This is a genomic window from Lentzea sp. NPDC059081, from assembly GCF_042738015.1.
Classification (GTDB): domain Bacteria; phylum Actinomycetota; class Actinomycetes; order Mycobacteriales; family Pseudonocardiaceae; genus Lentzea.
On sequence record NZ_JBHYGW010000027.1, the window covers coordinates 16,841 to 37,343 of the forward strand.

Here is a 20,503-nt window from a genome sequence, read left to right on the forward strand (position 1 = left end):
TTTCCACGCTTGCTCTGTGCCGGGGGATCGGCGAGCGGGGACGCTGCCAGGACCGTGCACCGGTCCTGTGTGGAATTCCCGTTTCGTGAGCCTTTCGAGACCTTCCGTCAACCTTCAGAGTGAAGAGCCCAGCTCCCGCAGCGCCTCGTCGGCCACCCGCATGACCGTCCACTCGTCCATCGGGACGGCGCCGAGCTTCTTGTAGAAGCCGATGCTGGGCTCGTTCCAGTTGAGGACCCACCACTGGAACCTGCTGTACCCCTTGGCAACGCACTCCTGTGCAAGTGTCTCCAGGAACTGCCTGCCGATGCCGCTGCCGCGGTGCTCCGGCGTGACGTAGAGGTCCTCGAGGTAGATGCCGTGCACGCCGTCCCACGTCGAGAAGTTGAGGAACCACAACGCGATTCCGACGACCTCACCGTCCACTTCGGCCACGTGGCCGAACAGCGCGGGGTTGTCGTTGAACAGCGCGGTGTGCAACTGCTCCGCGGTGAGGTGGCACTGCTCTGGCGCCCTCTCGTACAGCGCCAGCTCGTGCACCAGTCGCACGACCGCGTCGACGTCGCGCGGTTCCACTCGGCGGATCATCACACCTCCCACGCGGGCACGTTGAGCCTGCGCACCTGCGGGTCGCCCCGCTCGTCGCCCAGCTGGCAGAGGCCGGCCGGGTCCAGTCCGAAGTGGACTCCCTGGTCGGGCGCGAGGCCCAGCCACGCCGCGATCAGCACGCGGCTGAAGTGGCCGTGGCCGACCAGCACCACGTCGCCGCCGGGCAGGATCTTGCGCACCTCGCCGAGCACCTTGCGGGCGCGGTCCTGGACCTCGGCGTGCGTCTCGCCGTTCGGCATCGGGTGCGTCCAGACCGTCCAGCCGGGGACGCGCTCGCGGATCTGCGGGGTGGTGATGCCCTCGTAGTCGCCGTAGTCCCACTCGGCGAGGTCCTCGGTCGTCGCGCTGACCTCCAGCCCGGCGAGCTCCGCCGTCCTGGTGGCCCGGTGCCGCGGGCTCGTCAGCACGAGCGCGGGTGCGGAGTCCGTGCCTCTCAGCCGGGCCAGCGTGGCGCCGGCGCGGCGTGCCTGCTGCTCGCCCTCGGGCGTCAGCTCGATGTCAGTGCGTCCCGTGTGCCTGCCGGTCTCGGACCACTCGGTCTGGCCGTGGCGCAGCAGGTAGAGGTGGGTGCTCACCTGTTCGATCCTAAGGAGTGACGGGGAGCACGTTTGGAGGAGTCCTGGCGAGAGGTACCCCGCACGCCATGACCGCCGACCAGCCCAACCACGGCGTCCCCGACGAGGTGGACGCGCGAGAGATCCGCGAGGCCTTCGGCGTCCGCGTCGCGCGCATCCGCACCGAGCTCACTTCGACGTGGAACAAACTGCGGCAGAACGAACGCGACGGCGACAACAGAGACCACTGACCCGAAATCGCTGTAGAGCCTGGGCTGCGCTGGGTCAACCGCTATTCGCATCTCAAATGAGCCGAGTGGCGTAATACGTCCGTCTGGTTGTCGTTCCGGTCGGCCCGAATCCGGCCGAAGTGGTGTCCTGCCTCGCTAGAACTGAGTGGATCGTCCTCAGTCAAGGGGGAACCACTTGCGCCGGACATTCGTGTTGTTGATACCTGTGCTGCTGGCCGCGGTCGTACCCGCGCCCGCGTCGGCCGCTCCACCACCTCCACTCGGCCTGACCGTCGCCGGTGACGTCATCAGCTGGACCGCTCCCGCACCGCTGCCGGTGACGGACGCGGGCGTCGAGTTCTGGGAGGGCGACCGGTTCCTCGGCCGCGCCAGGGAGTCGGCCGACCTGCGCACGTTCACGCTGGCGGCCGGGCTGCGGGACCCGGCAGCGCTGCAGGTGAGATCGGCGGGCAGGCGGCTGGACGTCGCCGAGCAGCCGCCGGCCTCGCTGGCCGTGCCCGCGCTGCCCGCCCTCCAGCCGAAGGTGGACGTCGACCCCGGCACGCCCGGTCAGTACGCCACGACCACCGCGGAGTACGAGCTCGGCGACATCACGCTGCCGGACTACCAGGTGCCGATCGAGATGAAGGGCGTCGTCGTGGCGCCGGAGGGCGCGCCGGGCAAGCGGCCGCTCGTGCTCTTCCTGCACGGCAGGCACTTCACCTGCTACGGCACGGCGAACCAGATCAGCCTCGCCTGGCCGTGCCCGAGCGGCACGACCGCCGTCCCGAGCCACCGCGGTTACCTGAAGGCGCAGCAGCTCCTCGCCTCGCAGGGCTACCTGACGGTGTCGATCTCCGCGAACGGCATCAACGCCCAGGACGCGCTGACCGCCGACGCGGGTGCGCAGGGGCGGTCGTCGCTGGTGCGCCACCACCTGGCGAAGTGGGCCGACTGGTCGTCCGGCACCGGCTCCGCGCCCGTCGCTGTGCAGGCCGACCTGGACAACGTGCTGCTCGTCGGCCACTCCCGCGGCGGCGAGGGCGTCAACCGGGCGGCCACCGACAGCCTCACTCCGCCGGCCGGCGACACGGGCTACCCCGGTCCGGTGCGATGGACCATCCGGGGCGACGTGCTGATCGGGCCCACGATCTTCGGCCACAACCCGGCGCCGGACGTGCCCTCGGTGACGTTCCTGCCAGGCTGCGACGGCGACGTCTCCGACCTGCAGGGCCAGATCTTCGTGGACCAGACCCGTGGTCTGAGCTCCGGTGCGGCCCTGCACAGCGCGCTGTACGTGGTCGGTGCGAACCACAACTTCTTCAACAGCGAGTGGACCCCCGGCCAGGCGCAGGCACCGGCGTCCGACGACTTCTCGCCCGGCACCCCGGCCGACCCGCTGTGCACACCGGGCACCGCGACCCGTCTCACCGCGGAACAGCAGCAACAGGCCGGTGCCACCTACATCGCGGCGTCCGCGCACCTGTTCCTGGCGGGCGACACCGCGGTGCTCCCGTTGCTCGACGGTACCGGCGTTCGTCCGCCGTCCGCTGATCCGGCTCGTGTTCTCTCGCACGCCGTCGGTGCGGCGCGGAAGCCGTTCATCGTGCCGGATCCGACGACGGTCGCGTCGGGTAGTGCTCGGGTGTGCCTGCAGGTCGTGCGTGACACGACCACGGGGTGCACTGCCGCTCGTTCGCCGCATTTCGTCGGCTTCCGCTATGCGTTGTCGCAGCCGGAACGTGTCGCCGTGGCGCTGAAGTGGACGGCGGCGGGGCAGGCGGCGGTCGTGCAGCCGGCCGCTCCGGTGTCGTTGCAGGGCTCGTCCCACCTGGCGCTGCGCCTGGTCGTGCCCGCCAACGCGCCGGAGTCCCGGTTCGGCGTCTCGGTGACCGACCACAGTGGACAGAAGCACGCGCTCGGGTCGGTCTCGGTCACCGGCCTTCCCGGCAGCAGCCGCGTCAGTCCGTTGTGGGGGCAGGAAGTCCGCGTCCCGCTCCCCGCCGACCTCGGTGAGGTGGCCTCGCTGGAACTGGCCCCGGAGTCCGCTTCGGGTGAGGCGTGGCTCATCGACGCCCACGGCTGGAGCGACGGTCTGGTCCCGGTCGTGCCGACCGGTCTGGGCCGGGCCGATGCCACCGTCAGCAAGGTGAACGAGGGCGACTCGGGCACCCAGACCTACACCGTGGCGGTCACCGCCGGTGGCAGCGGCACGCGGGTGGTCCGGATCTTCTACACCGAGGCCAACCAGTCCGTCACGAAACTCGTGACGCTCGCACCGGGCGAGAACCGCACCGAGGTGGCGCTGTCGTTCCAGGGCAACACGAAGTGGGGTGGTGACCGGCAGATCCCCCTTGCCCTGCAGGCGATCTCGAACGCCGTCGTCGGGACCGCGGTCGGTGGTCTGCTGGTGAAGGAGGACGACCCGGCACCGGAGGTGACGATCGCCCCGGTCGCCGACAGCGTGACCGAGGGCGGCGTGCTGAAGTGGCGGGTGACGCTGTCGGCGGCCGCGGACGCCCCGGTCGCGCTGGAAGCCGTTCCGGTGGCGCCGGCCGGTGCCGAACTGTCCACAACGGACGTCGACGCCACCTGGTTCCTGCGCAACTCGGGGGAGGACGTGCTGCCGTCGCGGCCGTTGTCCACGACCCAGCTCTGGCTCTACGTGTACATCCCGCCGGGGCAGACGTCGATCGAGGTGCCCGTGCCGACCGCGGCCGACACCGAGGCCGAGGGGGAGGAGCAGGTCCGGCTGAAGTTCGACGGCGTCTCGCCCACCGGCATCGGGTTCGAGGTGACGGGCAGGGTGGCCGACGCCGCCTAGTGGCGCGTCTCGGAACGTCGGCGAGGTAATCCACGCTCAGCAGGGCGCCTCGCGGCACCGCCCCCACGCCCACGTACAACCAGTACGAGGATGTGGGGGCGGCACCACGATGCACCCGTCTGACCGCGCATTCCCCCGGCAACGTTCCGAGCCACACCACTAGCTCTCCTGGTGGACGGTGCCGCTTTCCGCCGGGGAGGCGGCACCGTCCGGTCGCGCGGTCCAGCTGTTCAGCAGGCGCAGCTTCTCCTCCGACGGTGAGCCGGTGTCCGCGCTGTAGATGACGACGGTCTGCCCGTGGCCGTCCGGGAGGCGCAGCGTCTGCCAGTTGAGCCGCATGTCGCCGACGGCCTCGTGGAAGAACCGCTTGACGCCGTGCTGGTGCTCGGACACGCGGTAGTCCGCCCACATGGCGGCGAATTCGGCGGACCGGGTGCTGAGGTCGCCGACGATCCTGGACAGGCTCTCGCTGACGGGCGAGGCGCGCAGGACGGCCACCACGTCGGCGGCGATCTCGGCCCAGTCGCGGTACACGACCTTCGCTCGCGGGTTGAGGAACATCCAGCGGGCGGTGTTGCCTTCCGCGACGGGCATCGAGTCGAAGTCGTCGAGCAGGGCCTTGCCCGCGTGGTTGACGCCGAGCACCTCGAGGTGCGGGCCGTGGATGATCGCGGGCACGTCGATGGCGCGGATCATGGACTGCAGCGCCGGCCTGGCCCGCAACGGTGCGGGCGCGCCCTTCGGCTGACCGGACTGCAGCAACGAGGCGAGGTAGCGGCTTTCGACGTCGTCGAGCCGCAGCGCCCGTGCGACGGCCTCCAGGACCTGCTCGGACACGTTGCGGGCACGTCCCTGCTCGAGCTTCACGTAGTAGTCGACGCTCACCCCGGCGAGGATCGCGACCTCGGCGCGCCGCAGCCCCTGGACGCGCCGCGGGGTGGTGGCGGCCGGCAACCCGACGTCCTGGGGGGACAGCGCCGCGCGGCGCGAGGTGAGGAAGTCGCGCAGTTCGTTCGCCATGTCAGCGAGTATGGCTTCCGCCGCGGCCGGTCGGCACGTCGTGGGTGGTACTGCCAGAGCCACGACGAGGGGTACCAGGCAACCCCTTCGAATCGGCGCCTCGCTCGGACGTAATGGACAGCGTCACCAACGTCCCCGCAAGGAGAACATCGTGTCTGTCTGGTTCGTCACCGGAGCGTCGCGCGGCCTGGGTCTGGAGATCGTCAAGGCCGCGCTGGACCGCGGCGACTCGGTGGTGGCCGCCGTGCGCGACCCCCGCTCGTTCGAGGCCCCGGCGTCCGGAGAGCTGCTCGTGGTGCCGCTCGACGTCACCGACCAGGAGCAGGCCGACGCCGCCGTGAGCGCGGCCGTGGCCCGGTTCGGCGGCATCGACGTGCTGGTCAACAACGCGGGTCGCGGGCTCGTCGGCGCGGTCGAGGAGACCAGCGACGCCGAGGCGCGCGCCGTCTTCGACAGCAACGTCTTCGGCCTGCTGACCGTCCTCCGCGCGGTCACCCCGGTCATGCGCGCCGCCCGAAGCGGCCGGATCCTGAACATCAGCTCGACCGGCGGCGTGGTCGCGTGGCCGGGCTGGGGCGTCTACAGCGCGACGAAGTTCGCCCTGGAGGGCATCACCGAAGCCCTGCGCCTGGAGCTCGCCCCGTTGGGAATCCAGGTCACCTCCGTGCAGCCAGGCCCGTTGCGCACCGACTTCCTGTCCTCCACCTCGCTCGGCCAGGTGGAGCGCGTGATCGACGACTACGCCACCACCGGCGGCGCGTCGCGCACGTGGGCGAGCTCGAACCACGGCCTCCAGGAAGGCGACCCGGTCAAGGCCCCGGCCGCCCTGCTGACCCTCGCCGACCTGGACGAGATGCCCGCCCGGTTGCCGCTCGGCTCGTCCACCCTGACCGACATCCGGGGCAAGCTCGCGGCCGTCGGTGCCGAACTCGAGGTGTGGCAGGACCTTTCCCGCTCGTCCGACGTCGTTCCCGCCTGATTTCCCGAAGGAGAAACACCATGCCTCTGCCTCCCGCCCCGCCGCAGGACACCACCTCGCCGTTCGCCTCGATGCGCGGCCACCACACCGGAATCCGCTACCCGGACTTCGAGGCCGCCCGCGCGTTCTGGGTGGACACAATGGGCTGGCGAGTCCTGCAGACCTGGCCCTACGGCGACCTGACCCTCGCCTACGTCCTGCCGCCCGCGCAGGACGACTTCCGCCTGGAGATCCTCGGCGGTCCCGGCGCCACCGCCCAGCAGCAGTTCGGCGACGTGGACGCGAGCCTCGCCGTCAACGGCTACAACCACGTCTGCCTGTCCGTGGAGAACGTGGACGCCGCTCTCGCCGAACTGCGCGCGCGTGGCGTGGAGATCGTGAACCCGCCGTTCGAGATCGACGACATCAGCGCGAGGCTCGCGTTCTTCCGCGACCCGTGGGGCAACATGTTCGAGCTCTCGGAACGACTGGGCTGACCACCGTTCGAACGGGCACCCGGACCCGTGCCGGGTCTCGATCTTCGGTCAATCGCCCTCCGTCATCGGACATGATCCGCTATGAAATGCCTGTGATGAGTCGGAGCGCACAGTTCGCGCTAGCCGCGTCTGCCGTGGTGGTCGCCGTTTGTGCCGTCGTGCTGACGGTGAAGGTCCTGACGTCCTCCGACCTGCCGGTCGTGGCACGGCAGGAGATGACGTTCGACAGCGCCGCGCTCGCCAAACGCGTGGAGCGGGTGCTGCACGACCGGTCGGACCTGCCGGGCTCCAGCAGCGAGATGAGCTGTCCCGAGCACGTGGCGATCAGGGTGGGCAACGCGTTCGGGTGCTCGATCCTGCACAACGACAAGGTCAAGACCGTGCGGGTCGTGGTGACCGACGCGGAGGCAGGGCTGATCGAGGTCGGGAAGGTGGAGGGCTAGCCGGCGTCCGCGCCGATCGTGTGTCCAAAGAGGACGAACGCGGGCCGTCGCGCGTGTCAGGCTCGGACAGCGATCTCCTCGATGAGACCGCGCACGCGTCGTTCGATCTCGTCCCTGATCGGCCGGACCGCCTCGACGCCCTGGGCCGCCGGGTCTTCGAGGGGCCAGTCCAGGTAGCGCTTGCCGGGGAAGAACGGGCAGGCGTCGCCGCAGCCCATCGTGATGACGACGTCCGAGGCCTGCACCGCGTCGGTGGTCAGGACCTTGGGCGTCTCCTGGGAGATGTCGATCCCGACTTCTTTCATGGCCTGCACGACGGCCGGGTTGACCGCGTCGGCCGGTGCCGAGCCGGCGGAGCGCACCTCGACGCGGTCTCCGGCGAGGTGGGTCAGGAAGGCGGCGGCCATCTGGGACCGGCCGGCGTTGTGCACGCAGACGAACAGCACGGACGGACGGCTCACGGCGTTGTCTCCTTGGCACGTGACGGGGCTGGACTGCTGAAGACGGCGGCGACGAGCACCAGGCCCACGACGCCGCCGAGTAGTTGAGCAGCGATGAACGCTGCGACCGACGAGGGCGCGATCCCGGCGAACGTGTCCGTGAACGCACGTCCGACCGTCACCGCCGGGTTGGCGAACGAGGTCGAGGACGTGAACCAGTAGGCGGAGCCGATGAAGGCGGCCACTGCCATGGGGACCAGGTTCTCCTTGCCGGACCGCAACAGGCCGAAGATCAGCGCGACGAGTCCCGCCGTGGCCACCACCTCACCGACGAGCAGGTTCGGGGCGTCCCGTTGGTGGGTCGACCAGGCGACGAGCGGTTCGGCGAACATCGCGTTGGCCAGGACCGCGCCACCGATCGCACCGGCCGTCTGCGCCCCGATGTAGGCACCGACTTCCTTGAGGGGCGGACGGTTCACGAACCAGGCGGCGAGCGTGACCACGGGGTTGAAGTGCGCCCCCGACACCGGCCCGAGCAACGCGATCAGCACACCGAGGCCGAGCACCGTGGCGAGCGAGTTGGCGAGCAGCTGCACGCCGACGTCGGGGGACAGTTCCGCGGCTTGGATCCCGGAGCCGATGACCACGGCCACGAGTGCGGCCGTGCCGAGCCCTTCCGCTGTTGCCCGGTGTCTGAGCGTGCCGGTCATGCGTTCACGGAGGTGCGCAGGAACCCGGCGAGCCGGTCGAGCGTGGCGGGCAGCGCCCAGTAGTAGACCCAGGTGCCGCGTCGTTCGCAGTCCACGAGCCCGGCTTGCCGCAGCAGCTTGAGGTGGTGCGAGATCGTCGGCTGGGCCAGGTCGAAGGCGGGGGTCAGGTCGCAGACGCAGACCTCGCCGCCGTCGCGGGACGCGATCATCGACAGCAGCCGCAGCCGCACCGGGTCGCCCAGGGCCTTGAAGACGGCGGCCAGCTCGACGGCCTGTCCGGCGTCCAGCGGAGCAGCGCTCACGGTGCTGCAGCAGCCGTCCGGCCGCACGATCTTCCGCTCTTGATTCGACACTCTTCTATCTTGACGTTCTTCGAATCAAGGCGCAAGGTTGCATCGACCGACATCGATACAACGATCTGAGGGGCAGAGATGACCGAGTCGTCCGCAGACCTGCGCGAGGTCGTGCGCCAGCGCTACGCGGCCACGGCCGTGCAGGTGACCAACGGCGCCACGGCGTGTTGTGGACCCCAGCCCGTCGAGACCGACGAGAACTTCGGCTCGGGCCTGTACGCCGCCGACGACCGGGACGCCCTGCCGGCCGAAGCCGTCGCCGCGTCACTCGGATGCGGTAATCCGACCGCCGTCGCGTCGCTGAACGAGGGCGAGCGGGTCCTGGACCTCGGTTCCGGGGGCGGGATCGACGTCCTGTTGTCCGCGCGGCGGGTCGGCCCGACAGGCAAGGCCTACGGCCTGGACATGACCGAGGAGATGCTCGCCCTGGCGTTGGCCAACGCGGCGAAGGCGGGAGCGACGAACGTCGAGTTCCTGAAGGGGACCATCGAGGCGATCCCGTTGCCCGCCAACACGATCGACGTCGTGATCTCCAACTGCGTGATCAACCTGTCGACGGACAAGCCCGCAGTGTTCGCCGAGACGTTCCGCGTCCTCAAGCCTGATGGTCGTATCGGCGTTTCCGACGTCGTGTCGAACGACGACCTCACGCCGGAGCAGAGGGCCGAGCGCGGTAGCTATGTCGGGTGCATCGCCGGGGCGCTGTCGTTCACCGAGTACCGGGACGGTCTCGAAGCCGCGGGCTTCACGGACGTCGAGATCACCTCGACCCACGAGGTCGCCGACGGGATGCACTCGGCGATCGTTCGAGCGGTCAAGCCGGCCCTCTGAACAACCCCGGGAGACGACGAACGACGCTGACCGGCGAGGAGATCTCGCTGGTCAGCGTCGCCAGAGGAGTCGAGAAGGGCTCAGCCCTGCTTGGTCTCCCAGAAGATCTTGTCGATCTGCGCGATCAGGTCCAGCAGCTGCTGACCGGACGCCGGGTCCATCGAACCCTTGGTGCCCGACGCGCCGGCGGCCTTGGTGGCGCGGTTGAACAGGTCGTGCAGCTCGGGGTACTTCTCGAAGTGCGGCGGCTTGAAGTAGTCCGTCCACAGCACCCACAGGTGGTGCTTGACGAGCTCGCTGCGCTGCTCCTTGATCAGGACGGCGCGCTCCCGGAACTCCGGGTCCTCGTTGGCCTGGTACTTCTCCTGGACCGCCTTGACCGACTCGGCCTCGATGCGGGCCTGCGCGGGGTCGTAGACGCCGCAGGGCAGGTCGCAGTGCGCGGTGGCTTCGACGCGCGGGCGGAGAATGCGCGACACGAGTCGCATCGTTCCTCCCAGAATGAAAACAGTGGATGCTCCGACAAGCAGAACCCTACTCCGGCCGAGCGAAAGGTGATCGTTGAGACCACGACTCTCCACCGTGCTCGTCCGCGGGCCGTCGATGGCGCCCGCGCTGAAGGACGAGGACATCGTGCTGGTCAGGTGGGGTGCGGTGCCCAGGCCGGGGCAGATCGCGCTCGTCCGGTGGGCGAGCAGGCCCGGTCAGCTGTCGGTCAAACGTGTCTCTCATCCTGTGGACGGAGGGTGGCACGTGAGAGGCGACAACCCGTTCGCGAGCACGGACTCCGAGCAGCTCGGGGCGGCCGAGGTGCTCGGGGTCGTCACGGCCCGGCTGTGGCCGCGGCCGGGGTTCAGGCTTTGAGCGACGCGTACAGCGCCAGGCAGTCCTCGTAGCGCGGGAGCGCGCCGGCCTCGTAGGCCTCCGCCAGGGTCGGGGCCGCGGTGTCCTTCTCCGACAACAGGAACTCGAGCTCGCGCGGCCACGGCAGGTCCAGCGCCGGGTCGAGCGGCGTGAGGCCGTGCTCGCCGGTCGGGTTGTAGGCCGTGGAGCAGAGGTAGTGCATCGTCGTGTCGTCTTCCAGGGCGATCATCGCGTGGCCCAGGCCCTCGGCGAGGTAGACCGCGTTGCACTTCTTCGACGTCACCATCACGGCGTCCCACTGACCGAAGGTGGGCGAGCCGACGCGGATGTCGACGACCACGTCGATGAACGAGCCGCGCGGGCAGAAGACGTACTTCGCCTGGGACGGCGGGACGTCCGCGTAGTGGATGCCGCGGATGGTGCCCGCGCGCGACACGCTGTGGTTGGTCTGGGCCAGCCGGAGCGGGTGGCCGACCGCCTCGACGAAGGCGGCCTCCTGGTACGGCGAGACGAACACACCGCGGTCGTCGGGGAACGAACGAGGGGTGAACTCGAACGCGCCGTCAATTTTCAGCGAACTCGCCTGCATGCCGTCACTCTAAGGCGTCATTCTTTCTTGACCGATCGGGTGCTTCCTGCCAGCGGAAACTGACCGGTCGGTTCAGAAAACCGGACGGACGTCTTGCTACATGCCCTCTGACCTGCGGAAAAAGTGTGATCCCCGCCGCAGACAGCGGCGCGGGACCCTGCCACACTTCGCCTCACCCGCAGCACTCGGGCAGTTCTCCGACGCAACTCGTCGGAGGTCGTCGACCGAGTTTCCAGGCCCCGTGTACTCGGCGTGACAACGCTGGGACGGTGCGCCGTTTGGTGATTGAGCCCCGAGTAGAGGGCCACTACGCCGCCCGCACCGCAGGAGGGACGCCGTGACAGCAGTGAACGAAGCCCGTACCGAGAACTCCGATCCGACGCAGCTGACGGATGACGAGATCTTCAACGCGCACCTGGGCGGGAAGCTCGAGGTCGGCGCGACCGCCTCGCTCGCTGACCCGAAGGCGCTGTCCATCGCGTACACCCCCGGTGTCGCACGAGTGAGCAACGCGATCGCGCGGGACGCCTCCCTGGCCGCGAAGTACACCTGGGCGCACCGGCTGGTCGTCGTCGTGAGCGACGGCACCGCGGTGCTCGGTCTCGGCGACATCGGCCCCAGCGCGTCGCTGCCCGTCATGGAGGGCAAGTCCGCGCTGTTCAAGACCTTCGGCGGTCTCGACTCCATCCCGCTCGTGCTGAACACGACGGACGTGGACGAGATCGTCGAGACGCTCGTCCGGCTGCGCCCGTCGTTCGGCGCGGTCAACTTGGAGGACGTCTCCGCGCCGCGCTGCTTCGAGCTGGAGCGCAAGCTCATCGAGGCGCTCGACTGCCCGGTCATGCACGACGACCAGCACGGCACGGCCGTCGTGTCGCTGGCCGCGCTCAACGGCGCGAACACCGTGCTCGGCAAGGACATCGGCGACCAGCGGGTGGTCATCTCCGGTGCGGGCGCCGCGGGCATCGCGATCGCGAAGATCCTCATCGCCGCCGGCGCCGGTGACATCACGCTCCTCGACTCGCGCGGCATCGTCCGCACGGGCAGGGCCGGGCTCAACCCGGTCAAGGAGGAGATCGCGGCGGTCACCAACCGGTCGAACCTCGACGGCGGCATCGACGTCGCCCTGCGCGGCGCCGACGTGTTCATCGGCGTGTCCTCGTCGAAGGTGCCCGAGGAGCTCATCGCGAGCATGGCGGCCGACTCCGTCGTCTTCGCGCTTTCGAACCCCGACCCCGAGGTGCACCCGGACGTCGCCGCACGGCACGCCGCGATCGTCGCGACCGGCCGCAGCGACTTCCCGAACCAGATCAACAACGTGCTCGCGTTCCCGGGCATTTTCCGCGGGGCGCTCGACGCGGGTGCGCGCCGGATCACCGAGGGCATGAAACTCGCGGCCGCCGACGCAATTCTGGCCGTCGCGAAAGATGATTTGGGCCCAGACCGAATTGTTCCCTCCGCGCTGGACCCGCGGGTCGGACCCGAGGTCGCCGCGGCCGTCGCGGTGGCCGCGAAGGCCGACGGAGTGGCCTGACCTGGGCCTGGTCCAGTCCGTATTCGCCACCCATTTGCATCGCGCGGGAACCGGAACCACGAACGTGGCTTTTCGTTAACCCGTGCAGGGGTGGGCGATGACGCTCCGAAGCGCTACCGTCCCTCTCCTCGGGTGTTCACCCGAGGAGAGGGTTCGTGTTTGCCGCCGTTCGGGTGCTGTTGTCGCGTCCACTCGAATTGCCGCGGGTGGCGAATGCGGGAGAGGGTGGGTCGGTGCCCAAGTGGGTGGGACGCGCGACGGTGGTGAACGGCCGTGCACGGACGGCTGAGCGACTTCCGGTGACGTTGGACGGGCTGACCATGCCCGACACGCCGTCGTTGCTCGTCGACGGCAAGGGCGTCGTCATGCAGGCGAACGCGGCCGCCGTCGAGCTGGCAGGCGCGCAGGGGGCCGACGACCTCGTCGGGCGACCCCTGGGCGAGCTGCTCCTCGGCAACGCCTCCGACCTCCGCCTCGGCCGCTCCGACGGCAGCGAGCTGCCGGTCCGCGTCGCCCGCACGGCCGTCCCGGGAACGGGCCTGCAGGCCGTCCTGCTGATCGACGTCTCCGACCTCGCCGCCGCCGCGGACGCGTTGCGCGACGAACAGCGCCGCCTGCGCAAGGTGCAGCGGGTCGCCGAGCTGGGTTCGTGGGAGTTCGACCCCGGCACGGGCCTGACCGTCTGGTCGGACACGCACTACGAGCTCCTCGGGGTCGACCGCGGCCGAGTCGTGCCCGGCGCCCAGGCCGTCCTCGACGTCGTGCACCCGGACGACTACCACATGGTCGAGACGTACTGGCACGGCCGCGAGATCACCGGCGACCCGATCGACATCGAGTACCGGATCATCCGCCCGGACGGCCAGCTGCGGTGGATCCGCGGCGTCGCCGAGGCGAGGCTGACCGACGCCGGCGACCTGGACAAGATCACCGGCTACATCCGCGACATCACCGAGACCAAGCGCGCGGCCACCGAGCTCGCCCAGGAACGGGCGCGGCTGCTGGAGGCGCAGCGCATCGCCCGCATCGGCAGCTGGGCGTACGAGACCGGCACGCGCGCGGTGCACCGCAGCGAAGTGCTGATGGAGATGTACGCCGAGCTGGGCCTGACGCCGGACGACGACCTGCTCAGCGGCGTGCACCCGGACGACCGGGAGGCCGTCAAGGCGATCCGGCACTCGTTGCTGCACGCGAGCGACGGCGCACCGGTCGAGATCGAGGTCCGCAGCGAGGTCGGCGACCGCGTCTACATGTGCCGGGCGCGCGCCGAGATCGCGCCGTCCGGCCGCATCGAGCGCTACCACGGCACGATCCAGGACGTCACCGAAGCGCGGGCGCTGGAACGCCAGATGCGTGAGGACCGCCGAAGATTGGCGGACGCGCAGCAAGCCGCTCGCCTCGGCATGTGGGAGTGGAAGCCGTCGACGGGCGTGGTCGTGTGGTCCGACATGCTCCGCGAGCTCTACGGCATCCCCGCCGACGTCGAGGGCAGCTACCAGTACTACCTCGACCTCGTACACCCCGAGGACCGCTCCTGGGTCGACGACCTGTGGCGGCAGCTCTCCGTCGACGAGGTCGCCGTCCAGTGCGAGCACCGCGTGGTGCGGCCGACAGACGGATCCACGCGCATCTTCCGGTGCCACGGCATGATCGTCCACGACCCGCAGGGCAAGCAGCTGGCCGTCGGCACCGCGCAGGACGTCACCGAGCAGCGCGCCGCCGAGACCCGCATGAAGCGGTCGTCGCAGCGCTTCACCGACCTCGTCTCCGTGACGCCCGTGGGCATCGGCCTGTTCGACGAGGGCGAGCGCCTGGTCGACGCCAACGACGCGCTGTGCGACCTGCTGGGCATGGAGCTGGAGCAGCTGCGCGGCATGACCGCCGAGCAGCTCACCCACCCCGAGGACACCTCGCCGGGCCTGCAGTGGGCCGCCGAACGCACGCAGAAGATCCCGCAGCGCATCCTCGTGCGCCCCGACGGCGAGAAGGTCTACTGCGAGCTGCATATCGCGCTGTCCGTACAGGACGACGGCCGCCGCTTCTGGCTGATCGTGTTCCTTGACATCACCGAACGCCGCCGCGCCGCCGAGGCGTTGCGCCACCAGGCCACGCACGACGAGCTGACCGGACTCCCGAACCGCGCGCTGGTGAAGGAGATCCTCGGCAAGGTGCTCGACGGCCCCGGCCGGTCCAAGGTCGCCGTCCTCTTCTGCGACATCGACAACTTCAAGCGCGTCAACGACTCCCTGGGCCACGACGCGGGCGACGAGCTGCTCGTGGCGCTCGCCCGCCGGCTGGAGGGCGGCCTGCCCGACGGCTGCACGGCCGCGCGCCTGTCCGGGGACGAGTACGTGATCATCTCCGAGGACATCGACGCGGTGGGCGGCGTGGACGCACTGGCGACGCGCGTGGCCTCGTTGCTGCGCACCGCCGTTCCGGTGCACGGCCAGCTGGTCCGCGTGTCGGCGTCGATCGGCGCCGCCGTCCCGAACGGCTCGCGCGCCAACGGTGCGGACCTGCTGCGGTTCGCCGACGCCGCGATGTTCGAGGCGAAGCGCAACGGCGCCGGCCGCGTCTCGCTGGCCTCGGCCGCGCTCATCGCCTCCGCCGACCGCCAGGTGCACCTCGAAGGCCAGCTGCGCGACGCGTTGCAGCACGACGGCCTGGCGTTGCACTACCAGCCGGTCGTGGGCGTGGACGGTTCCGTGCTGACCGCGGAGGCACTGGTGCGCTGGCCGCACCCGGACCGCGGCCTGCTGCCGCCGGACGTCTTCCTGCCGGTCGCCGAGCAGGGCGACCTGATGCGCGAGCTGGACCGCTGGGTGCTGCGGACGGCGCTGAAGGAGGCCGCGACCTGGCCCGCGCCCGACGGCCGCCCGGTGTCCGTGGCGGTGAACCTCGCCGGTCTCGTGCCGGGCGATCCGGAGTTCGTCGACATCGTGTCGACCGCGATCATGGAGTCCGGCGTCCCGTGGGAACGCGTGGTGCTGGAGCTGGTCGAGACGGCGTTCGTCGACCTGCCCTCCCGCGTGCGCCAGTCGATGGACGAGCTGGTGAAGCGCGGCGTGCAGTTCGCCGTCGACGACTTCGGCACCGGCTACTCGTCGCTGGCCCGTCTGAAGGACCTGCCGGCGCAGATCATCAAGGTGGACCGCCGGTTCGTCTCGGGCGTGGGCAACGACTCGTCGGACTTCGCCGTGGCCCGCGCCGTCGTGGACATGGCGCGTGCGATGGGACGCAAGTGCGTGGCCGAGGGTGTGGAGACGGCCACGCAGTTCCACGTGCTGCGCGGTGTGGGCGTGGACGCGTACCAGGGCTGGCTGTTCTCGCGTCCGGTGCCGCCCAAGGAGTTTCGGGCGGTGCTAGCCCTCGGGCCGCTCCACATCCCCAGGGCGGGCTAGCTAGGACTCGTAATCCTCCACGATCTCGCGCCAGGTCATCTCGCGGTGGTTGACCTTGATCTCCAAGCTGGTGCGCATCGTGAACGGTGCCGAGTTCGGCGAGTACGCGGTGCAGTCCAGTGTGATCAACGACGGCTTGGCGACGTTCACCCAGAACTCGTTCTTGGAGAAGACGGTTCGAGTGGCGTGGACGACGGGCACCTCGAGTTCCATCTTCCAACTGCTCGGACCTTCCTGCTGCAACTGGATGAGCTGGCTGCGGGTGGGCTCGAGGACCTGGAAGTAGTTCGTGCTGATGAAGACGTTACCGGCCGTCCGGGACGGGGAACTCGGCGTGGGGCGCTCCGCGAGGAGTTGGGCATCGCCGGTCGTCGAGGTGACGATGAGATCGAGAAGTAGGTCTTGCAAGCCTCGGACTTCGGAATTGACTAGTGCGATCCGGAAGGCTCGGTAGGCGTCTCGCTCCAAATAGGCTTTCACCACCTCGCGGTAGTAGCCCGTGTTCGGGTGGACAGAGCTGATGATGGTGATCGCTTCATCGCCGATGCTCGAACGTGGTGGCGATGGCTTGGGCTGGTAGTCGGGGACGTGTTCGACGTCCGTGCAAACGACCTGGTCGACCTCGACCACGGCGCTCTGTTCGAGGAGCGTACTGCCTTCAGCCAGCCTCAGCTGCAATTCCGCGGGTTGGTCGGCCTTCTCGCCGCTCTCGTCTGTGATGTCCATGGCGACCAGTTCCCGAACCTTGATCGAGAGGTGGCGCGAGAACTTGTCGCGGAACTCCAGAGTGGTGGCGTACTTCTCGATCAACCCCTGCGGGTAGGTCTTCTCCTTGAACTCGGCCAGCCGTCTGTACTCGTCCAGATCGACGTCTTCCAGGTCGACCTTGGCACGCGAGAAGTACAGCATCACCGGTTTGCCAGCCTCGCCGACCCGCTGGACCTCCTCTGCCGTTCCGCTCTCCGCGACGTCAGTCGGCGTTCCCATCCGCGTCCAGAAGACCCCGACGGCCATGTCGCAGTGGTCGACGACCTGACGATTGATCACCACCTGTGGCCGTTCGTTCAACTCCGGTGCGGAATGCGTCTCCCAGCGCATTGGTAGCAGAACTATTCCCTTGTCGTGGGAATTGAGGTAGTTCCACTCGTGCACGACTTCGGTGATGATGTCCCGCTCCGCCTGGACGTCACCCGGAGAGGCGATGAGGACCTGGAAAACGCGCGCGTCGAACGCCATTCCGAGAGGCTAGCCCTCGGGCCGCTCCACATACCCCGCGCTGGCTGAGATCTCCGGCAGCAGTGCTGCGATCCGGTGCTTCGGCAGGTCGATCAGCCGCAGCTCCAGGTCCTCCGGCGACGCCGCCGCGTTGTCGACGATCTCGGCCGCCTGCCGCTTCGTCAGCACGCCCTGCGACGCCGTGATCAACGCCTCGCGCCACACGTTGCGCAGCTTGCCGTGCGCCTTCATCAGCACCTCGCGCACCGTGCGGTCGCCCAGCGACAGCGTGCCGGTCAACACCTGATCGGCGACGACGATCGTCGTCTTGGAATCCGGGTTGTTGCGCAGGAACTTCAGCGTGAACCGGGTGGCGACCAGTTCCTGCAGCTCCTTCTGCCCCGCCTCCGACGACACCGCGGGGTGGTTGTTCGGCACCAGGCACGCCAGCCGCGCGGGGGACGACGACAGCAGCGTCCGCAGCAGCCACGGGCCGGGATCCGCCGACAGGTCGACGGCCAGCGACGCCGCACCCTTGCCGACGGGCTCGGTCCAGCCCGCGGCACGGGGCTTGGGCGGCGGCGAGGACTCGGGCCGCGGCGCCAGTTCGGACAGGGCAGCCAGCGCCTCCTTCGAGGGGCCCGACGACTCCACGGACTGCGCGCCGTGCGTGTAGATCCGCGTCCCACCGGCCACCGCACGGCGCCCGGTCGGGCGGCAGACGTACAGGTCGGCGGCGGACCCGATGGCCTGCGCGCCGTCGAAGCGGTGGAAGGCGGGCAGGATCGCCTCGAAGACCAGGCCGAGCTTCTGCAGCTCCTGCTGCACCTTCAGGCCCAGCGCGGGCGTGCGGTCCGAGAAGCCGTACGCGAGCAGCACGCGTCCGGAGGCGATATCCTCCAGCGCCTCGACCGCGCGGCCGGCGAACAGGCCCATGCCCTCCGGCGTGTAGGGCGGGTCGCTGAACACGAGGTCGAACGACTCGAGCGCGGCCTGGGGGAGGCCGAAACGCATGTCGCAGTGCAAGGTCCTGATGTCGAGACCCCTGGTGGCCGCCCGCGAGTCGATGAACTCCAGCAGGCGCTCGTCGAGGTCGACGACGGTGACCGACACGGCGGGGTTGACCGCCGCGACGGCCAGCGACGTGAGGTCGTGGTCGCCCAGGCACAGCAGGCGCTTGCCCGCCAGGTCGTAGGTCGAGTTCAGCCACACCGCGCGGTTGAGCGCGGTCTCCGCGGTCGCCTGCACGTGGTCCAACGAGGACAGAGGCGGTGGCACGTCGGCGATGTCCACGAGGATCTGCCGCAGCACGTCCGTGTGGTCGCGGACACCGGAGACCCCGAACTCGGCGCGGTAGGACGCCACCAGGCCGGGCGCGATGCGGTAACGATCGTCTGAAGATTCGGCGTCGTCGCCCAGGGCTTTGAGCAGGTCCTGGACGGTGCGGCGGGGCACGGCGGGCAGGCGCACGAGCTCGGCCAGCGGGTGCCAGTCCTCACTGAGCAGGGACAACACCTCGCGGAGCTTGCGGCCGTGCACTCCGCGCTCGGCCACCAACTGCCGGACCTGATCGATCGTCACAAGCGGTAAACCATACGGCCCGTCACATAGTGGAACGTTGTGCCGGGGTACGCCGAACGAGTTAAGGTCTTTGGGATCTACTTCCAGGGCGGTCCAAACGGGGTGGCCGTCACGACCGGAGGGATCTTCGGGTGATCGAGTTCCGGGCCGTCACCAAGCGGTTCGAGGACGGGACCATCGCTGTCGACGAGCTCGACCTCGCGGTCGAGGCGGGCACCATCACGGTGTTCGTGGGTCCTTCCGGCTGTGGCAAGACGACGTCGCTGCGCATGGTCAACCGCATGATCGACCCCACGTCGGGCACGATCCTGGTGGACGGCAAGGACGTGCTGACCGTCGACCCGCCCACGCTGCGGCGCGGCATCGGCTACGTGATCCAGCAGGCGGGTCTCTTCCCGCACCGCACCGTGCTGGACAACGTCGCGACCGTGCCGCTTCTGTCCGGTTGGGACAAACGCAAGGCCCGCACGCGCGCCGCGGAGCTGCTCGAGATCGTCGGGCTCGACCCGGCGTTCGGCAAGCGGTACCCGGCCCAGCTCTCCGGCGGCCAGCAGCAACGCGTGGGCGTGGCCCGCGCGCTCGCGGCCGACCCGCCGGTGCTGCTCATGGACGAGCCGTTCAGCGCCGTCGACCCGGTCGTGCGCGAGGACCTGCAGAACGAACTCCTTCGCCTGCAAGCGGAACTCGACAAGACGATCGTGTTCGTCACGCACGACATCGACGAGGCGCTCAAGCTCGGCGACCGCGTCGCGGTGTTCCAGAAGGGCGGCCACCTCGCCCAGTACGCGAAGCCGCAGGAGCTGCTCAGCGCACCCGCCAACGACTTCGTGGCCTCGTTCGTCGGCAGGGACCGCGGCTACCGCACGCTGACGTTCCTGCACGCCGAGGTGCCGGTGCACCCGGTCACCACGGCCAGGCTCGGTGAGCGCATCACCATCACCGACTGGACGCTCGTCGTCGACGAGCAGAACCGGCCGAGGGGCTGGCTGTCCGGTGTGGACGGTGAGGTCGAGGTCGCCGAGAAGGACCTGATCTCCGGCGGTTCCCTCTACGACGGCGCGACGCTGCGGGGTGCGCTCGACGCGGCGCTCAGCTCGCCGTCCGCGCTCGGCGTGGTGGTCGACGACGGCGGCGCGGTGACCGGTGTGGTCAAGGCCGACGACGTGATCCAGGCCCTCGCGAAGGCCCGCGCGGCGGGTGAGGTCCCGAAGTGACCTGGATTTTCGAGAACTGGGAAAGGTTCTGGGAAGTCACCGAGGTGCACCTCCGGCTCTCCGTCGTGCCGGTGCTGATCGGGTTCGTGCTCGCCATCCCGCTCGGGTGGGTGGCGAGCAGGTCCTCGACGGCGCGCGCGATCCTCTTCCCGCTGGCCAACGTCCTGTTCACGATCCCGTCCATCGCGCTGATCGTGATCACGCCGGTGCTGATCGGCGTGAAGATCCTCGACGAGATCAACGTCATCGTGCCGTTGGTGATCTACACGGTCGCGCTGATGGTCCGGTCGGTCGCGGACGCGCTGTCCGCGGTGCCGGGCCACGTGACGGCCGCGGCGAACGCGATGGGGTACCGCCCGCTCAAGCGGTTCCTCACGGTCGACTTCCCGCTCGCGCTGCCCGTCACGATCGCGGGCCTGCGCGTCGCGACGGTGTCGAACATCAGCATGGTGAGCGTGGGCGCGCTCGTCGGTCTCGGCGGCTACGGCCAGCTCTTCACCGAGGGCTACCAGACGGACAACACCGACAAGGTGCTCGCGGGTCTCATCGGAACGGTCGTGCTGGCGGTGCTCGCGGACGGGTTGCTGCTGCTGGCCGGACGGCTGCTCACGCCGTGGGCACGGGCGGGGAGGTGAG

General features: G+C 69.5%; 21 protein-coding genes. 11 read left to right on the forward strand and 10 right to left on the reverse strand.

All coding sequences use genetic code 11. From position 1 onward, the window contains the following. Window positions 1–114: 114 nt before the first annotated feature. Window positions 115–588, reverse strand: a complete 474-nt coding sequence (locus tag ACFWV3_RS37020; RefSeq protein ID WP_382418546.1) for a GNAT family N-acetyltransferase — start codon at window positions 586–588, stop codon at window positions 115–117. Beyond that, window positions 588–1,184, reverse strand: a complete 597-nt coding sequence (locus ACFWV3_RS37025) for a histidine phosphatase family protein (RefSeq protein WP_382418548.1) — start codon at window positions 1,182–1,184, stop codon at window positions 588–590. The genes ACFWV3_RS37020 and ACFWV3_RS37025 overlap by 1 nt, the downstream gene beginning before the upstream one ends. A 68-nt stretch (window positions 1,185–1,252) precedes the next feature. On the opposite strand from ACFWV3_RS37025, the gene ACFWV3_RS37030 reads away from it, so the two are divergent. Together ACFWV3_RS37030 and ACFWV3_RS37035 are read left to right on the forward strand one after the other, a co-directional pair. Further along, window positions 1,253–1,414: a hypothetical protein gene (locus ACFWV3_RS37030; protein ID WP_382418549.1), complete on the forward strand. Its 162-nt coding sequence runs from the start codon at window positions 1,253–1,255 to the stop codon at window positions 1,412–1,414. Between the two features lie 190 nt (window positions 1,415–1,604). Beyond that, window positions 1,605–4,217, forward strand: a complete 2,613-nt coding sequence (locus ACFWV3_RS37035; RefSeq protein WP_382418551.1) for an alpha/beta hydrolase family protein — start codon at window positions 1,605–1,607, stop codon at window positions 4,215–4,217. 159 nt (window positions 4,218–4,376) lie between these two features. Here the strand turns inward: ACFWV3_RS37035 and ACFWV3_RS37040 are convergent, their stop codons facing one another. After that, window positions 4,377–5,237, reverse strand: coding sequence for a helix-turn-helix transcriptional regulator (locus ACFWV3_RS37040; RefSeq protein ID WP_382418553.1), 861 nt, complete (start codon window positions 5,235–5,237; stop codon window positions 4,377–4,379). Window positions 5,238–5,388: 151 nt separating this feature from the next. Here ACFWV3_RS37040 and ACFWV3_RS37045 point away from each other — a divergent pair, with 151 nt between their 5' ends. The 3 genes from ACFWV3_RS37045 (at window position 5,389) to ACFWV3_RS37055 (ending at window position 7,135) form a co-directional block, all read left to right on the forward strand. After that, complete coding sequence (locus tag ACFWV3_RS37045; protein WP_382418554.1) at window positions 5,389–6,216, forward strand: SDR family NAD(P)-dependent oxidoreductase; 828 nt, start codon at window positions 5,389–5,391, stop codon at window positions 6,214–6,216. Window positions 6,217–6,236: 20 nt separating this feature from the next. Further along, window positions 6,237–6,692, forward strand: coding sequence for a VOC family protein (locus tag ACFWV3_RS37050; protein WP_382418555.1), 456 nt, complete (start codon window positions 6,237–6,239; stop codon window positions 6,690–6,692). A 95-nt stretch (window positions 6,693–6,787) separates the two neighbouring features. After that, window positions 6,788–7,135 (forward strand): DUF4333 domain-containing protein, encoded by a 348-nt coding sequence (locus tag ACFWV3_RS37055; protein ID WP_382418557.1) that lies wholly within the window; start codon window positions 6,788–6,790, stop codon window positions 7,133–7,135. A gap of 56 nt (window positions 7,136–7,191) precedes the next feature. Here ACFWV3_RS37055 and ACFWV3_RS37060 read toward each other — a convergent pair whose 3' ends face one another. Genes ACFWV3_RS37060 through ACFWV3_RS37070 form a run of 3 tightly spaced genes read right to left on the reverse strand, consistent with a single transcriptional unit; the run spans window position 7,192 to window position 8,638 of the window. Next, the gene (locus ACFWV3_RS37060) at window positions 7,192–7,596 is read right to left on the reverse strand and encodes an arsenate reductase ArsC (RefSeq protein ID WP_382418559.1); all 405 of its coding nucleotides are present in this window, start codon (window positions 7,594–7,596) and stop codon (window positions 7,192–7,194) included. Further along, window positions 7,593–8,285, reverse strand: coding sequence for an aquaporin (locus ACFWV3_RS37065; protein ID WP_382418561.1), 693 nt, complete (start codon window positions 8,283–8,285; stop codon window positions 7,593–7,595). The genes ACFWV3_RS37060 and ACFWV3_RS37065 overlap by 4 nt, the downstream gene beginning before the upstream one ends. Further along, window positions 8,282–8,638: an ArsR/SmtB family transcription factor gene (locus tag ACFWV3_RS37070; RefSeq protein ID WP_382418563.1), complete on the reverse strand. Its 357-nt coding sequence runs from the start codon at window positions 8,636–8,638 to the stop codon at window positions 8,282–8,284. Before ACFWV3_RS37070 ends, ACFWV3_RS37065 begins: the two co-directional genes overlap by 4 nt. A gap of 78 nt (window positions 8,639–8,716) precedes the next feature. On the opposite strand from ACFWV3_RS37070, the gene arsM reads away from it, so the two are divergent. Then, window positions 8,717–9,469 (forward strand): arsenite methyltransferase, encoded by a 753-nt coding sequence (gene arsM, locus ACFWV3_RS37075; RefSeq protein WP_382418564.1) that lies wholly within the window; start codon window positions 8,717–8,719, stop codon window positions 9,467–9,469. 80 nt (window positions 9,470–9,549) lie between these two features. On the opposite strand, the gene sodN is transcribed toward arsM, so the two are convergent. Then, complete coding sequence (gene sodN / locus ACFWV3_RS37080) at window positions 9,550–9,957, reverse strand: superoxide dismutase, Ni (protein ID WP_330850521.1); 408 nt, start codon at window positions 9,955–9,957, stop codon at window positions 9,550–9,552. Window positions 9,958–10,030: 73 nt separating this feature from the next. Between sodN and ACFWV3_RS37085 the strand changes: the two genes are divergently transcribed. After that, complete coding sequence (locus ACFWV3_RS37085) at window positions 10,031–10,333, forward strand: S24 family peptidase (protein WP_382418566.1); 303 nt, start codon at window positions 10,031–10,033, stop codon at window positions 10,331–10,333. On the opposite strand, the gene ACFWV3_RS37090 is transcribed toward ACFWV3_RS37085, so the two are convergent. Further along, on the reverse strand, window positions 10,323–10,922 hold the full coding sequence (locus ACFWV3_RS37090; RefSeq protein WP_382418568.1) for a dTDP-4-dehydrorhamnose 3,5-epimerase family protein: 600 nt from the start codon (window positions 10,920–10,922) through the stop codon (window positions 10,323–10,325). The two genes, ACFWV3_RS37085 and ACFWV3_RS37090, sit on opposite strands and share 11 nt — an antisense overlap. Before the next feature lie 337 nt (window positions 10,923–11,259). On the opposite strand from ACFWV3_RS37090, the gene ACFWV3_RS37095 reads away from it, so the two are divergent. Both ACFWV3_RS37095 and ACFWV3_RS37100 read left to right on the forward strand, forming a co-directional pair. Further along, window positions 11,260–12,456, forward strand: a complete 1,197-nt coding sequence (locus ACFWV3_RS37095) for an NADP-dependent malic enzyme (protein ID WP_382418570.1) — start codon at window positions 11,260–11,262, stop codon at window positions 12,454–12,456. Between the two features lie 233 nt (window positions 12,457–12,689). Further along, window positions 12,690–15,857 carry an EAL domain-containing protein gene (locus tag ACFWV3_RS37100; RefSeq protein WP_382418571.1) on the forward strand — a complete coding sequence of 1,056 codons (3,168 nt, stop codon included), beginning with the start codon at window positions 12,690–12,692 and terminating at the stop codon, window positions 15,855–15,857. Here ACFWV3_RS37100 and ACFWV3_RS37105 read toward each other — a convergent pair whose 3' ends face one another. After that, window positions 15,858–17,093, reverse strand: coding sequence for a hypothetical protein (locus ACFWV3_RS37105; RefSeq protein WP_382418573.1), 1,236 nt, complete (start codon window positions 17,091–17,093; stop codon window positions 15,858–15,860). 9 nt (window positions 17,094–17,102) lie between these two features. Continuing rightward, the gene (locus ACFWV3_RS37110; RefSeq protein WP_382418657.1) at window positions 17,103–18,647 is read right to left on the reverse strand and encodes a bis-aminopropyl spermidine synthase family protein; all 1,545 of its coding nucleotides are present in this window, start codon (window positions 18,645–18,647) and stop codon (window positions 17,103–17,105) included. A gap of 137 nt (window positions 18,648–18,784) precedes the next feature. On the opposite strand from ACFWV3_RS37110, the gene ACFWV3_RS37115 reads away from it, so the two are divergent. Together ACFWV3_RS37115 and ACFWV3_RS37120 are read left to right on the forward strand one after the other, a co-directional pair. Further along, window positions 18,785–19,867 (forward strand): ABC transporter ATP-binding protein, encoded by a 1,083-nt coding sequence (locus ACFWV3_RS37115; RefSeq protein ID WP_382418575.1) that lies wholly within the window; start codon window positions 18,785–18,787, stop codon window positions 19,865–19,867. Beyond that, the gene (locus ACFWV3_RS37120) at window positions 19,864–20,502 is read left to right on the forward strand and encodes an ABC transporter permease (RefSeq protein WP_382418577.1); all 639 of its coding nucleotides are present in this window, start codon (window positions 19,864–19,866) and stop codon (window positions 20,500–20,502) included. Before ACFWV3_RS37115 ends, ACFWV3_RS37120 begins: the two co-directional genes overlap by 4 nt. The last annotated feature ends 1 nt before the right edge of the window (window position 20,503 follow it).

Bases quoted from the DNA above. Each gene is read 5' to 3' on its own strand.
- ACFWV3_RS37040 (WP_382418553.1), bottom strand. From the start codon at position 5,237: ATGGCGAACGAACTGCGCGACTTCCTCACCTCGCGCCGCGCGGCGCTG.
- ACFWV3_RS37050 (WP_382418555.1), top strand. From the start codon at position 6,237: ATGCCTCTGCCTCCCGCCCCGCCGCAGGACACCACCTCGCCGTTCGCC.
- ACFWV3_RS37105 (WP_382418573.1), bottom strand. From the start codon at position 17,093: ATGGCGTTCGACGCGCGCGTTTTCCAGGTCCTCATCGCCTCTCCGGGT.
- ACFWV3_RS37030 (WP_382418549.1), top strand. From the start codon at position 1,253: ATGACCGCCGACCAGCCCAACCACGGCGTCCCCGACGAGGTGGACGCG.
- sodN (WP_330850521.1), bottom strand. From the start codon at position 9,957: ATGCGACTCGTGTCGCGCATTCTCCGCCCGCGCGTCGAAGCCACCGCG.
- ACFWV3_RS37090 (WP_382418568.1), bottom strand. From the start codon at position 10,922: ATGCAGGCGAGTTCGCTGAAAATTGACGGCGCGTTCGAGTTCACCCCT.
- ACFWV3_RS37065 (WP_382418561.1), bottom strand. From the start codon at position 8,285: ATGACCGGCACGCTCAGACACCGGGCAACAGCGGAAGGGCTCGGCACG.
- ACFWV3_RS37055 (WP_382418557.1), top strand. From the start codon at position 6,788: ATGAGTCGGAGCGCACAGTTCGCGCTAGCCGCGTCTGCCGTGGTGGTC.
- ACFWV3_RS37020 (WP_382418546.1), bottom strand. From the start codon at position 588: ATGATCCGCCGAGTGGAACCGCGCGACGTCGACGCGGTCGTGCGACTG.
- arsM (WP_382418564.1), top strand. From the start codon at position 8,717: ATGACCGAGTCGTCCGCAGACCTGCGCGAGGTCGTGCGCCAGCGCTAC.